Source organism: Microbacterium sp. Clip185 (assembly GCF_028743715.1).
Taxonomy (GTDB): domain Bacteria; phylum Actinomycetota; class Actinomycetes; order Actinomycetales; family Microbacteriaceae; genus Microbacterium.
Window position 1 is genome coordinate 281,039 of sequence record NZ_CP117996.1, and the last position, 13,323, is coordinate 294,361.

General features: G+C 70.1%; 16 protein-coding genes. 8 read left to right on the forward strand and 8 right to left on the reverse strand.

Annotation, left to right across the window (positions count from 1 at the left end; all coding sequences use genetic code 11):
- The first annotated feature begins 12 nt into the window (after nt 1–12).
- The 7 genes from PQV94_RS01430 to PQV94_RS01460 all read left to right on the forward strand — a co-directional run bounded on the left by PQV94_RS01430 (nt 13) and on the right by PQV94_RS01460 (nt 5,136).
- Nucleotides 13–852 carry an ABC transporter permease gene (locus PQV94_RS01430; protein ID WP_274287030.1) on the forward strand — a complete coding sequence of 280 codons (840 nt, stop codon included), beginning with the start codon at nt 13–15 and terminating at the stop codon, nt 850–852.
- Nucleotides 849–1,673, forward strand: a complete 825-nt coding sequence (locus PQV94_RS01435) for an ABC transporter permease (RefSeq protein ID WP_274287031.1) — start codon at nt 849–851, stop codon at nt 1,671–1,673. The genes PQV94_RS01430 and PQV94_RS01435 overlap by 4 nt, the downstream gene beginning before the upstream one ends.
- The gene (locus PQV94_RS01440; RefSeq protein ID WP_274287032.1) at nt 1,666–2,466 is read left to right on the forward strand and encodes an ABC transporter ATP-binding protein; all 801 of its coding nucleotides are present in this window, start codon (nt 1,666–1,668) and stop codon (nt 2,464–2,466) included. Before PQV94_RS01435 ends, PQV94_RS01440 begins: the two co-directional genes overlap by 8 nt.
- Before the next feature lie 7 nt (nt 2,467–2,473).
- Nucleotides 2,474–3,310 (forward strand): PaaX family transcriptional regulator C-terminal domain-containing protein, encoded by an 837-nt coding sequence (locus PQV94_RS01445; RefSeq protein ID WP_274287033.1) that lies wholly within the window; start codon nt 2,474–2,476, stop codon nt 3,308–3,310.
- Nucleotides 3,311–3,776: 466 nt separating this feature from the next.
- Nucleotides 3,777–4,052, forward strand: a complete 276-nt coding sequence (locus tag PQV94_RS01450; protein ID WP_274287034.1) for a hypothetical protein — start codon at nt 3,777–3,779, stop codon at nt 4,050–4,052.
- 284 nt (nt 4,053–4,336) lie between these two features.
- A complete protein-coding gene (locus tag PQV94_RS01455; protein WP_274287035.1) occupies nt 4,337–4,738 on the forward strand; it encodes a hypothetical protein in 402 nt (133 codons plus the stop codon).
- 44 nt (nt 4,739–4,782) lie between these two features.
- Nucleotides 4,783–5,136, forward strand: a complete 354-nt coding sequence (locus PQV94_RS01460) for a hypothetical protein (RefSeq protein ID WP_274287036.1) — start codon at nt 4,783–4,785, stop codon at nt 5,134–5,136.
- A gap of 10 nt (nt 5,137–5,146) precedes the next feature.
- On the opposite strand, the gene PQV94_RS01465 is transcribed toward PQV94_RS01460, so the two are convergent.
- The 7 genes from PQV94_RS01465 to PQV94_RS01495 all read right to left on the reverse strand — a co-directional run bounded on the left by PQV94_RS01465 (nt 5,147) and on the right by PQV94_RS01495 (nt 12,401).
- Entirely contained in the window at nt 5,147–6,268 is a 1,122-nt protein-coding gene (locus tag PQV94_RS01465) for a DUF4232 domain-containing protein (protein WP_274287037.1), read from the reverse strand.
- A gap of 79 nt (nt 6,269–6,347) precedes the next feature.
- Nucleotides 6,348–7,265: an alpha/beta hydrolase gene (locus PQV94_RS01470; protein WP_274287038.1), complete on the reverse strand. Its 918-nt coding sequence runs from the start codon at nt 7,263–7,265 to the stop codon at nt 6,348–6,350.
- Nucleotides 7,266–7,267: 2 nt separating this feature from the next.
- Nucleotides 7,268–8,800 (reverse strand): o-succinylbenzoate--CoA ligase, encoded by a 1,533-nt coding sequence (gene menE / locus PQV94_RS01475; protein ID WP_274287039.1) that lies wholly within the window; start codon nt 8,798–8,800, stop codon nt 7,268–7,270.
- 49 nt (nt 8,801–8,849) lie between these two features.
- Nucleotides 8,850–9,302: a MaoC family dehydratase gene (locus PQV94_RS01480; RefSeq protein ID WP_274287040.1), complete on the reverse strand. Its 453-nt coding sequence runs from the start codon at nt 9,300–9,302 to the stop codon at nt 8,850–8,852.
- 23 nt (nt 9,303–9,325) lie between these two features.
- Nucleotides 9,326–10,519 (reverse strand): acyl-CoA dehydrogenase family protein, encoded by a 1,194-nt coding sequence (locus tag PQV94_RS01485; protein ID WP_274287041.1) that lies wholly within the window; start codon nt 10,517–10,519, stop codon nt 9,326–9,328.
- 3 nt (nt 10,520–10,522) lie between these two features.
- A complete protein-coding gene (locus PQV94_RS01490) occupies nt 10,523–11,410 on the reverse strand; it encodes an amidohydrolase family protein (RefSeq protein WP_274287042.1) in 888 nt (295 codons plus the stop codon).
- Between the two features lie 64 nt (nt 11,411–11,474).
- A complete protein-coding gene (locus tag PQV94_RS01495) occupies nt 11,475–12,401 on the reverse strand; it encodes an SDR family oxidoreductase (RefSeq protein WP_274287043.1) in 927 nt (308 codons plus the stop codon).
- An 89-nt stretch (nt 12,402–12,490) separates the two neighbouring features.
- Between PQV94_RS01495 and PQV94_RS01500 the strand changes: the two genes are divergently transcribed.
- Entirely contained in the window at nt 12,491–12,949 is a 459-nt protein-coding gene (locus PQV94_RS01500; RefSeq protein WP_274287044.1) for a MarR family winged helix-turn-helix transcriptional regulator, read from the forward strand.
- Nucleotides 12,950–12,961: 12 nt separating this feature from the next.
- On the opposite strand, the gene PQV94_RS01505 is transcribed toward PQV94_RS01500, so the two are convergent.
- On the reverse strand, nt 12,962–13,300 hold the full coding sequence (locus PQV94_RS01505; RefSeq protein WP_274287045.1) for an SH3 domain-containing protein: 339 nt from the start codon (nt 13,298–13,300) through the stop codon (nt 12,962–12,964).
- Nucleotides 13,301–13,323 lie beyond the last annotated feature (23 nt).

Below are 13,323 nucleotides of genomic sequence, written 5' to 3' on the forward strand. Positions count from 1 at the left end.
GGAAGGCCCCCCATGACCCTCGCTCCGCCTGCGCCGGTGCACACGTCGACGGTCGTCGTGCCGCGTCGTCGACGTCGACGTTCGTTCCGCGCACCGCTGCTCGGACTGCTCGGTGTCGTCGTGTTCCTCGGCACCTGGCAGCTCATCTCCGCTGCCGGACTCATCAATCCGTCGCAACTGCCCTCGGCCGCCGACACCTTCACGCGCCTCGGCACGATGGCGGGCGACCTCGAGTTCTGGCGCAACGTCGGGCGCACCCTGACCGCATGGGCGATCGGTCTCGCGATCGCCTCGGTGCTCGGCATCCTGCTCGGCGGGCTCATCGGTCTCGTGCCGGTGCTGCGTCGCGCAACCAACACCACCGTCGAGTTCCTGCGCCCCATCCCCTCCGTCGCCCTCATCCCGCTCGCGATCCTGACCTACGGCATCCAGATCCCGGCGGCGCTGGTGATCATCGTCTACGCCTGCTTCTGGCAGGTGTTCGTGCAGGTGCTCTACGGCGTCGCCGACATCGACACGGTCGCCCGCGACACCGCGCGCAGCTACGGTCTCACCCGGGGCGCGCAACTGCGCTCGCTCGTGCTGCCGACCGCGCTGCCCTACATCTTCACCGGGCTCCGACTCGCCGCATCCGTCGCCCTCATCCTGGCCATCACCGCCGAGATGACGATCACCAACCCCGGCCTCGGCAACGTCATCATCGTCGCCGCCAGCAACGGCAACATCGCGACCGTCTACGCGGTCGTGATCGTCACCGGTCTGCTCGGCCTCATCATCAATCTCGTCTTCCGCGTGCTGGAGCGCCGAGCGCTCGCCTGGCACCAGTCGGTGCGAGGGGAGGAGGTCCTGTGACCCTCTACACCAGCACCGTTCGCACGCCCCCGCGCGCGCCGCGGGTGTGGGCTCGTGTCACCGCCAGCACCGCCTACGCGCTCGCGCTGCCGATCGTCCTGCTCATCATCTGGGGCGTGTGGGGCACGATCGCTCCGGGCAAGTTCTTCCCCCCGCCGGGACGCATCGCCGAGGCCTTCGTGAAGACCTGGGTGGGCCCCGCGTTCCTCACCGACGTCGTGCCGAGCCTGACTCGACTGGCGATCGCCATCCTGCTCGCGATCGCCGTCGGCGTCGCCCTCGGAACGCTCATCGGACTCACGCGGTGGCTGCGCGAGCTCGCCGAGCCGCTGCTGGAGTTCTTCCGCGCGATTCCGCCGCCCGTGCTGATCCCGGTCTTCGTGGCCCTGCTAGGCGTGACCGACAACATGAAGATCGTCGTCATCGTCTTCGGATCGTTGTGGCCGGTCCTGCTGAACACCGTCGACGGGGTGCGCGGCACGGACTCGGTCATGACCGAGACGGCCAAGTCGTTCTCGCTGACTCCCGCGCAGCGCCTGTTCTCGCTCGTGCTGCCCGCGGCGAGCCCACGCATCATGGCCGGTGTGCGTCAGACGCTGTCCGTCGCGCTGATCATGATGGTGATCTCCGAGATGTTCTTCTCCTCGTCGGGCCTCGGGTTCCAGATCGCCTACTTCCAGCGCAACTACCTCATCGCGGAAATGTGGAGCGGCATCGTGCTGCTCGGCTTGGTCGGCGTCATCCTGTCGGTCATCTTCACCATCGTCGAGCGCAGGGTCCTGCGCTGGTACCACGGAATCAAGGAGGTCGAGCGTGCCTGAGACGCTCCTGCAGGTCGAGCACCTGAAGAAGGTCTACGAGTCCTCGACGGGTGTCGTCGAGGCGATCGGCGACATCGACTTCTCGATGCGCCGCGGCGAGCTGGTGTGCATCGTCGGTCCGTCCGGATGCGGCAAGACGACGCTGCTCAAGTGCATCTCGGGGCTGCTGCGCCCCACCGCGGGAAGCGTGGTGCTCGACGGCAAGCAGGTCACCGCACCGCCCCCGAACATGGCGCTCGTGTTCCAGGAGTACGGGCGCAGCCTGTATCCGTGGCTCACGGTGCGCGGCAACGTCGAGCTGCCGCTGAAGCACAAGAAGCTGTCGAAGAGCGAGCGCAACTCTCTCATCGACGACGCGCTGCTCGCCGTCGGACTCGACCACGCCGCCGACAGCTACCCCTGGCAGCTCTCGGGCGGCATGCAGCAGCGCGTCGCGATCGCGCGCGCCGTCGCCTATCAGCCCGAAGTGCTCATCATGGACGAGCCCTTCGCGGCGGTCGACGCGCAGACGCGCGCGGACCTCGAAGACCTCGTGCGGCGCCTGCACCTCGAGCGCGGCATGTCGATCCTGTTCGTGACGCACGACATCGACGAGTCGGTCTACCTCGGCGAGCGTGTCGTCGTGCTCTCCAAGTCGCCGACATGGGTGCAGGAGGATCTGGTGATCGACCTCGCGCCCGAGCGCGACCAGATCACGACGCGTGCGCTGCCCCGCTTCACCGAGCTGCGCACGCACGTGTACGAGCAGATCCAGCGCGCCAAGCGCGGCGAGGCCGTCCGTCCGGCCGCATGATATGTCGGTGACATCGGTGCAATCCCTCTCGCGGGAGGTCGAAACGACCCAGCGCGCGCCGCAGCGTCTGCTGCTCGCGCTGCTGGGCGAACTCCTCGAACGGGGGATCTCCCGCCCCGTGCGCGCGAGCTTCTATCTCGACGTGCTCGAGAGCGCGGGGGTGGCCGCTCCCACCACGAGGGCGGCCCTGGACCGGATGGCCGTCACCGGGCTGCTCTCTCGTGCGCGGGTCGGTCGGGGGATCGAGTTCGCCCTCACCGATCAAGGCCGCGCGGTGCTGGAGGAGGCTTCCGAGCGCGTGCACTCCCCGCATCCGTTCGATCCGGTCGGCAGCGGCTGGACTCTGGTGACCTTCACGGTGCCCGAGGATCAGCGCACGCTTCGCCACCGCCTGCGCGCGGCGCTCGCGTGGGAGGGGTTCGCCGCCGTGCGCGACGGCCTGTGGATCGCGCCGGGAGAGGTCGACCTGGTCGCCGCCCTCGGCGGCCTCAAGGATGAACTGCCGGCCGGCGCGGTAATCGCGTTCCGCGCGCGGGACCTCGCCGCGTTCCCGGTGGCGGATGCGGCGCGCACCGCGTGGGACCTCGCCCGCATCCGGGCCGCGCACGAGCGCTTCGCCATGGAGTGGAACACGGCCGAGACGATCGAGGCCCCGCCGCTGGCCGCGCTGACGATGCTGGTCGCCGACTGGCTGGAGCTGCTGCGCAGCGACCCGCGCCTGCCGTTCGACTACCTCGGCGAGGACTGGCCCGCCCAGCGCACGACGGAGATCTACCGCGCGCGCCGTGCGGCCTGGTCGGCGGCGGCCGCGGAGGCCCTGGCGGCCGCGCTTCCCGGGGACTGATCCCCGGCCTCGGGCCTCGGGTCTCGGCTCTCGGGTCTGCGGCACAGTTCAGCCGGGTCCGGCCGGAGCGGGGCCGTTTGCTGCCGGTGGTGTCGGTTCTGGCTGAGTCGCGCCCGAACTCCTGCAGAACCTGCTCGTCGGTGGGTTCCCGGGTGCCGGCTGCCGGTTTTGCAGGAGTTGGGGCCCGGATGCGGGGGTTGGGTACAGCGGGCCGGCACAGCTCAGCCGGGTCCGGCCGGAGCGGGGCCGTTTGCTGCCGGTGGTGTCGGTTCTGGCTGAGTCGCGCCCGAACTCCTGCAGAACCTGCTCGTCGGTGGGTTCCCGGGCGCCGGCTGCCGATTCTGCAGGAGTTCGGGCACGGAGAGCTCCGGCGGATGCGGGAAGGTGACACCATTGCGGCACCGGCGGCCGACCGGCTGTCGAACCAGAGGGGCTTCTCGTGTGGTCGGAAAACTCGAAGATCGCGATGATCCTCGTTGTCCTTGTGCACAGCCTCACTCTGTGGGTGCTGGTCCCCGTGGGGTTCGTCGTCTGGCTTGTCGTCGTGCCCTTCACGTTCCGGCGTCCGATACGCCCGGGCGCGTTCTTGGGGTGGTTGGCCTTCAACAACGTCGTCCTTCTTCAAAGGGTCCTGTTCCGTCCGTTGTTCAGGTTGCCGTTGAACTGGCTCGGACCGCGGGAGATGCGTGACGTGAAGCACCGCATCAGCGTTCATGATCTGTTCCTGATCCCACCGTTCTGAGGGCCGGCTTCGGGTACGTCTCAGCCGGAAGGCCCGCTCCTCCGCGTCGCCTCGTGTCACGCCCGTAGCTGCCCGAACTCCTGCAGAATCCGACCGCTCGTGCGGGGGCGGGCTGCCACCGGCCGGTTCTGCAGGAGTTGGAGCCTGGATGTGGGGTGTGGGCGCAGCGGGCCGGCACAACTCAGCCAGAACCTGCCGCATGGGGCGGGGTGCTGCCAGCGGTGGCGGATGCGGCTGAGTCGTGTCCGGGGCGCAGTAGCCTGGCCATCCCAGGAGGGGGAGAGATGAGCGAGTCCGAGATCACGGTGACGCCGCTGAACGCGCAGGTCGTGCTGTCGGCCTCGGAGGGCGCGGAGTTTCCCGAGTGGGTGACGGGCGAGGAGTCCGCCGTCGCAACCGACTCGGCGATCCTGGTCGCGACGCGAGAGGACCTCGACGGGAATGTGACGGTCCGCGTGCTGATCGACGAGTTCGCCCCGGAGGGCGAGAAGGTGTTCGAGAGCACCCTGTCGTTGCCGACGCCGACGCCGACGCCGACGCCGTCGGTGCGATTCGGGAGCTTCCTCTCCGGCGAGCTCGCCGAGATCGAGTTGCCGGGCGCGGGGGAGTACACCGCGCAGGTCTATGTCGACGATCCGGCCGGAGCCTCCACCGTGCTCGTGCTTCTGCGCCGACGCGAGGGGTGAGCGCAGGCCCTGGCGCACAGGGAATCCCGGGGCTACCGTGGAGCATGGCGCTCTATCGCTGGCGGCGGGCGCTCATCGTCGCAATCGTTCTCGGTGGCTTCGGCCTGTACTGGGCATCCATCGCCTTCGCGTGGCGGATCCCGCTCTGGGCGGTGATCATCGCCGCGGTCCTTGCTCTGGGCGCGGTGTCGCTCCTCTCGTTCCGGCCCCGCCGCAGCAGGAGCATCGAGAGCGAGACGCTCTACGCATCCGATCCCTATAGTGATGCCTACCTCGGGCGCAGCGCACCGAGGCCCCCGCACCGCGACGCGAAGCCCACGTCGCAGATCGGGCCCGCCTTGCCCGTCGACCCGCTCGCAGACGCGATCGACCAGGAGCCCGAGCGAGAGCAGCGCTGAGTCCGAGCGGTCAGGGCGTGGTGCCCGGCGCCTGCCATGCGGTCACGGAAACAGCGGTGCCCGCGACCACGTCGAGTTCCACCGGCCAGGAGCCGCGCGTCTCGCCCTCGACGACTGCCGCCCACAGCGTGCGTGCGATGAGGGCGCCGTGGGTGGACTGGGCATCCCAGCCGAGGTAGGCGACAGCAGAAGCACCCGCCGGAATGACGACGGATGCGGGGCCTGGATCGGTCGCCATGAAGGAACCACCGTGCTCGATCGTGGTGTCGAGCAGGTGGCCGTTCTGGTCGCCGAAGGCGATGTCGGGGTACCCCTCGATCGTGCAGGGAGCGTCGGAGAAGTTCATGAGTTCGAGCCGCAGACCTCGATGCCCGGTCGCCGCGTCGGGCTCTCCCTTCAGGATCATGGCGCGATCCGGGGTGCAGCCGTCTGCGCTCGTCACGCCGGCGCCCGCGGCGCGCTCCGGAACCGGGTCGCCCTCCGCCTGTGGGTCGGGCGGAATCGAACCGTCCGCGGGAGCCGGTTCCGCGGCGGCCTGATCGGCCCGCACCTGGGCTTGCGACGCCTCGTCGCCCAGCGCCTGCGTCGCGACGAGCAGGATGAGGGCCGCGACCGCAGCTCCCACGGCCAGAGCGCCGCGGAGCCGCATCGCTCCACCGGAGCTCTCACCGGCCGCCTCGCGTCGCGACATTCGCGAGGCGAGCAGCGCCGGCAGCCAGCCGTAGAGCAGCCCCCAGTACGCACCGATCGCGGCGCGGCTGCCGAGGTCCACAGCCCAGAGCGCCCAGCCGTGCGTGAAGAGCGTGCCGAAGACGAGCTGCGCATCGATCGTCATCCCGGTGATCGCCCCTGCCGCGACGACCGCGAGCCAGGTCGCGGCGAATGACCCGCGTCGGCGTACGACGTGCAGGACGGCTGCGACACAGGCCGCGACGGCGAGGGCCGCAACGAGAGGGGAGAGCAGCGACCACGGGGCGGGCCAGGACCAGGCATAGGGGCTCGGCGTCGGCAGGACCGCCTGTTGCACCCGCTGCAGCGGTGTGAGCGACACTGCCGCTGCGAGCCCGACCACCGCCAGCCAGAGGGCTCCCGCCGTGGCGGAGACCAGCCAGATTCCGCGTGATCTCCGCATCCGTCTCTTCCCCCGTCGGCCGCCGGGCGGCCCCCTCGGGAGCCTAGCGTGTCGACGGTCCCCGGATGCGGGCGAGCCGTCAGCCCTGCGCGGCGCGGATGTGCTCGGCGATGCGCAGGTAGTTCTCCCTCGCGAGCGTGTCATTGCCACCGTCGTAGCCGTGGTCGGCGCCCTCGACCTGCCAGAACTCCGCCAGGGCGCCGACGCGCTCGAGGCGCCGGGCGTAGCGCTCGTCCTCGTCGCGCAGGATGTCGTCGGATGCGGCGATGACGACCGTCGGGGCGATGCCCGTGAGATCGGCGGTGTCCGACGCGGCCGCCGGCGAGACGAGGGGATCGGCGCGGGTGGCCGGATCGGGAACGTAGGAGCCGTCGAAGACCTCCGACATCCAGGGACGCAGGAGGGGCTTCGCGAGCGGCGAGTGCTTCTCGGCCGCGGGGACCGTGAGATCCAGCGGCGGGTAGTGCAGCACCTGCAGGCGGATGCGGGGACCGCCCGCATCCAGTGCCTGCCGCGCGACCGCGGCGGCGATCGCTCCGCCCGCGCTCTGTCCGCCGACCGTGAGCCGCGTGGCGTCCCACCCCTGCGCGTCGGCATTGTCGATGACCCACTGCACGACCCGCATCGCCTGGTGCACCGCGGCGGGGAACGGATGCTGCGGAGCGACGGCGTAGTCGACGTCGATCACCACGACGCCCGCGCGGCTGGCGATCGCACGGCAGAGGGCATCGTCGCCGTGCAGCTGGCCGAGGATGTAGCCGCCGCCGTGGAAGTTCACGTGCACGCCCGGGGCGGCGGCCGCATCCGCCGCGCGATAGATCACGGCCGGCGCGGGCGGATCGGCGGGGATGATGAGCTCGCGCCGCTCGGCGGTGAACTCGGGCAGACGTTCGCGCGGGTCTACTCCGCCCGCCTGCGCCGCCATCATGCGCGGCATCGCCTTCTGCAGCCGACGCGCGACGAATCGTGCGACGGCGGGACGCGACAGCAGCGACACGATCAGTGCTTCCGGCCGAACAGCTCGCGCAGCGCGGCCTTGCGGACCTTGCCGGATGCGGTGCGGGGCAGATCCTCGACGACGACGACGTTCTTGGGGAGCTTGTACCGGGCGAGTACGCCGTCGAGCTGGGTGCGGACGGACTCTGTCGTCACCTCGGCCCCCTCTTTGACGGTCACCACGGCCCAAGGGACCTCGCCCCACCGCTCGTCGGGCACCCCGATGACGGCGACTCCGGAGATCCCGCGGATGTCGTTGATGAGGTTCTCGACCTCGGCGGGATAGATGTTCTCGCCGCCGGAGATGATCATGTCCTTCAGTCGGTCGGAGATGAACAGGTAGCCGTCCTCGTCCAGATAGCCGAGGTCGCCGGAGCGGAACCAGCCGCCCTCGCGGAAGGCGGCGGCGGTCTCGCCGGGGAGCCCGTGGTATCCGGGGAACACGTTGGGTCCCGCGATCTCGATCTCTCCCACCGTGCCCGCAGGCACCACGGCGCCGGTGTCGTCGGTCACGCGCACCTCGGTGAAGAAGTGTGGCAGGCCGACGCTGCCCTGCTTCGCGCGGGTCATCGCCGGTGCCAAGGATGTGGCACCCGGGGAGGTCTCGGTCATTCCGTAGCCCTGCGAGAACGACAGTCCGCGCGCTTCGAAGGCGTTGAGGATGCGGGTCGGCACAGCCGAGCCGCCGCACGTCAGCTTCTGCAGGCTCGACAGGTCGGTCGTGGGCCAGTCCGGATGATCGGCCATCAACTGATAGGTCGTCGGCACACCGCTGAGCATCGTGACGCGGTGACGTTCGATCAGCGTCAGCGCCCGACCGGCATCGAACCCCTTCTCCAGCACGAGGGTGGCGCCCTTGAGGATGACCGGCAGTGCGCCCATGCCGAGGGAGGCCACGTGGAACAGCGGCGAGATCATGAGCGCGATGTCGGTCGAGACCACGTCGTAGTCGATGATGCAGTTCAGTGCGACCCAGGTGAGGTTGCCGTGCGTGAGCACCGCGCCTTTGGCGCGACCCGTCGTGCCCGAGGTGTACACGATCGCAGCCGGGTCCTCGTGCGTGACTTCAGTGGTGCCGACCGAGGCGCCGTCGGCGTCGCGCACGAGCGCGGACAGACCGGGGTGGTGCGAGATGCCCTCCCCGGTGAGGATGACCTCGCCGATGGATGCGGCCTCGATCCCCGGGATGATGCGCTCCGCGAACTCCGGGTCGTGGATGAGCACGCGCGCACCCGAGTCCGTCAGCACGTGCTGGATCTCGGGAGCCGCGAGGCGTGTGTTGACCGGCACGAACACCGCCCCGAGCCGGGCGCACGCGAAGAGCACCTGCAGGAATGCCGGGCTGTTCTCGCCGAGGTAGGCCACCGCATCCGCCTTGCCGATGCCGCGTGCGCGCAGCACGGCGGCCGTGCGATCGACGGCGTCGGCGAGCTCGGCGTACGACAGCGTCTCGCCGCCGTCGACGATGATCGCCGGCTTGCCGGGGTTCTTCAGTCGTCTCTTGGTGATCCAGGATCCCAATCCGTGATCATGCATCGTTGCATCCTCGTGGTGGTGGGTTCGGAGCGGAGCCCCGGGGGAGGGGTCAGGCGTAGAAGCGATACAGCCCGCGAGCGACGGCGGCGGGCTTGGTGGCGCCCTCGATCTCGATCGTCTGATCGACGGCGAACTGATAGCCGCCGGGCACTTCGGTGACCTCGGCGATGACGGCTCCGCCGCGGATGCGGGCGCCGACGGCGACGGGAGAGACGAAGCGCACCTTGTCGAGGCCATAGTTCACCTTGGTGGTGACGCCATCGAGGTCGAAGAGCTCGGACCAGAACTTCACGGTCAGCGACAGCGACAGGAAGCCGTGCGCGATCGGGCCGCCGAAGGGGCCCTCCTTCGCGCGCTCCGGATCGACGTGGATCCACTGGTGGTCGTCGGTGGCGTCCGCGAAGAGGTTCACCCGGTCCTGGGTCACCTCGAGCCAGTCGGTGAAGCCGAGGTCGGTGCCCGCGAGGGATGCGGCGTCGGCGTAAGCGGCGGTCGTGGTCATGGTGGGTTCCTTTCGGTGGATGTTCAGACGAAGGCGGAGGAGCCGGTGAGCCCCCGCCCGACGATCAGGGCGGTCATCTCGTGGGTGCCCTCGTAGGAGTAGACGGCCTCGGCGTCGGCGAAGAACCGTGCGGCGCCGTGCTCGAGGAGGATGCCGTTGCCGCCCTGCACCTCGCGGGCGAGAGCGACGCTCTCGCGGGCGAGACGGGCGGTCTGCATCTTCGCCAGCGCCGAGTCCTCGTCGCGCAGCACGCCCGCATCCTGCCGTGCGGACAGGCGCGTGACGATGCCGAGGGATGCGGTGAGGTTGCCGAGGATGCGGGCCAGCTTCTCCTGCACGAGCTGGAAGCCGCCCAGCGGTGACCCGAACTGCTCGCGCTCGCGCACGTACGCGACCGCCGCGTCGAGGGCGCCGGCCTGCAGACCCGTCGCGATCCAGGCCACATCCGAGCGCAGCGACCGCAGGATCTCGGCCACGTTGCGCCAGGTGTCGACCCGCTGAAGGCGGGCGCTCTCGTCTACCCGCACACCCTCGAGGCGGATGTCGAAGTTCTGCATGGGTCGCAGCGACACCTTGCCCTCGATGCGGGTGAGGGTGACGCCCGGTGCGTCCCGCGGCACCAGGAACGCCTTGACCTCGCCGTCGTCCGTCGCGCGCGCGAACACGACGAGCACGTCGGCGGTGTCGGCGCCGCCGATCCACCGTTTCGCGCCGTCGATCACCCATCCGTCGCCGTCGCGGGTCGCGGTCGTGGCGAGTCCGCCGGCGATGTCGGAGCCGTGGTCGGGTTCGGTCAACGCGAAGACGCCCCGCAGTGCGAAGCTGCGGATCGCGTCGTCGAGTGCCGCCACCTGTTCGGGGGAGCCCCCGCGGCGCACGGCGGTGCGGAACAGGCCCGACTGCGCGTTGTACGCCGTGGCGACCGAGACGTCGGTGCGGGCGAGGACGAAGGCCCGGTATCCGGAGAAGACGGAGGATGCGGCCTCCGCAGGCTCCACGCCGACGGGCTGCATGAGATCGAGAGGGGCGAGGGCGTCGATGATCGCGGAAGGCAGCGTCGCCGTCTCCCACGCGGCCGGAAGCAGGGGCGCGACCTCGGCACGCAGGGTGTCGTCGAGTCGCGCCAGGGCCGCCCGGGCGCCCTCGCTGAGCGTCGCGTCGGCGAACCCGAGCGGATCGTGACCGAAAGGCGCTTCGCTGCGCAGTCTCGGAAGCATGGTCTACCCCAGCCCGAGCAGACGCGCGGCGTTGGCCTTGAGGATACCGGGCATGACCTCGGGCTTCATCTCGATCTGCTCGACGTCGCGCAGCCATCGGTCGGGAGTGAGCAGCGGAAAGTCCGAACCGAACAGGATGCGGCTCTTGAGGAACGAGTTCGCCGCGCGCACGAGCTGCGGCGGGAAGTACTTCGGGCTCCAGCCCGACAGGTCGATCCAGGTGTTGTGCTTGTGGGTCGCGACCGAGATCGCCTCGTCCTGCCACGGCACCGAGGGGTGGGCCATGATGATCTGCAGGTCGGGGAAGCGGGCTGCCACCGTGTCGAGCAGCATCGGGTTCGACAGGGCGAGGCGGAAGCCGCGACCGCCCCGCATCCCCGCGCCGATCCCTGTCTGCCCGGTGTGGAAGAGCGCCACGACGCCCGCCGCCTGCAGCGTCTCGTACAGCGGGAAGTACTGCTCATCGCTCGGGTCGAAGCCCTGCACCGTGGGGTGGAACTTGAAGCCGCGCACGCCGTAGTCCTCGATCAGGTGCCGCGCGCGATCGATCGCGGCCTGCCCCTGACGCGGGTCGACGGAGCCGAACGGGATCAGTACGTCGTTGTTGCGCGCCGCGCCCTCGGCGATCTCCTCGCTGGAGAGCGCCGGGTGCCCGAGCTCGGTCTGCGCGTCCACGGTGAACACCACCGCGGCCATGGAGCGCTCGCGGTAGTATGCCGCGACCGAGTCCAGGTCGGGGTGGCCCGCGTCGGCGCTGAAGTAGGCGGATGCTGCCTCGGCGAGGTCTTCGGGAAGCGAGGAGTGGCCGTGCGCGTCGACCTCGATGTGCACATGGACGTCGATCGCCGTGATGGCGGACAGGTCGATCGCGGGTTCGTAGCGCGTGGTCATCGGCGTTCCTCGTCGTCGGGGATGCGTGGTGCGAGGGGCCCGAGCGGGCCGGGCCCCTCGAGTCTCAGGGGCGGGGGCGCTGCAGCTCTTCGGGAAGCGCGGGGAAGCGCTCGCCGACCGACTGCAGGTTGTCGCCGACCAGGTCGGCGAACTCCGACTCCAGGGCCTCGGCGCTCCACCCGCCGTCGCGGTAGGCGGTGACGACGGGCTCGGGGTGCGACCAGAGTTGGATGCGGTCGCCGCCGACGCCGATCGCCTGGCCGGAGATGTTCGCCGCCGCATCCGAGGCGAGGAAGGCGATGAGGCCGGAGACGTCGTCGGAGGTGCCGAAGCCGAGATCGTGGCGGTAGAACGCGGGCATGGGCTCGCCCGCCGCGTCCGCCTCGACCGCCGCGGCGAAATACGGCAGGGTCGCCGTCATGGCGGTGGCGGCCACGGGGATCACCGCGTTGGCGGTGATGCCGGCCTTCTTGAGCTCGAGCGCCCAGGTGCGCACCATGCCGACGATGCCCGCCTTCGCGGCGGCGTAGTTGGTCTGTCCGAAGTTGCCGCGCTGCCCGGTCGGTGAGCCGATGCAGATGATGCGACCGGCGATCTCGTTCTCGCGCATGTAGGTCGCGGCCTCGCGAACGCAGGTGAAGGTGCCGCGCAGGTGCACGTCGATGACGGTGTCGAAGGCCTCGTCGCTCATCTTCCAGAGCACCGTGTCGCGCAGGACGCCGGCGTTGGTGACGAGGATGTCGAGCCGGCCGTAGGTGTCGACCGCGGTGCGGACGAGCTCTTTCGCGGTCTCGGAGGAGCCCACGGGGGCGACGACGGCGACCGCCTGCCCTCCCTCGCGCTCGATCGATGCGACCGCCTCGGCGGCGGTGGCCGCATCCACGTCGTTCACGACGACGCGCGCGCCCTGACGGGCGAGCTCCTGGGCGTAGGCGAGACCGAGGCCGCGGCCGGATCCGGTGACGATGGCGACTTTGCCGTCGAGGGACATGGGGGACTCCTTCGTTCGTGCTCTCATTGAAACCGGACTAGTTGAAATTGTCAATTATTGTTTCCCGCACCTTTTGTTAGGATCTGTCTATGCCGAAGAGCGAGGATGCTGCAGCGCAGGCCGACGCGCGCGCCCGGCTCACCGACGACGTCAGCTTCTTGCTGGCCCGCGCCAACGCCCTCTCGCTCGCCGCGGGGAACGCGGCTCTGGCCGCCGTCGGACTGAAAGTGCGGTCGTACTCGGTGCTGGCGCTGGCCTGCGACACCGCGGCGGGCCCCTCGCAGCGTGAACTCGCCGAGTTCCTGCGCCTCGATCCCAGCCAGGTCGTCGCCCTCGTCGACGACCTGCAGCGCCGGGGCCTGATCGAACGGCGGCCCGACCCCGCCGACCGACGCGCCAACGTCGTGGTCGCCACAGCCGAAGGTCTGGCCCTCCACGAGCGTGCGCTCGCCGCCGCCGAGGCCGCCGAGCGCGACCTGCACGGCAACCTCTCTGCCGCCGAGCGGGCGCAGCTCGCCGACCTCCTCCGCCGCATCGCCTTTCCGTGAGGCGGGATGCGTCTAGCCGCGTGTCAGCACGCGGTCCGGCACCCAGCCTTCGCGACCCGCGGCGTTGCGGCACCACGACCAGCCGCTCTCGGTGTCTTCGGTGAGGATCTCCACCACATCACCCGTGCGCGCGGGCAGTTCGGTGGTGTCGTAGCCGGTGCGCACGATTCCCGCCGCGCCGTCGATCTCGATGTGCCGAGCCGGCACCCACCCGCATCCGTTCGCCGCCGTGACGAACACGAACGCGGGCCACTCGGTGTCGCGCTCGCCGACCGCCACCCGCTCACCGGGCTGCACGTTCAGCGGGGCGCGCTCGGGGATCTCGTGGTCGGCGATCAGCTGCGCACGCATGACGTCAGCGTCGCAGGTACCGC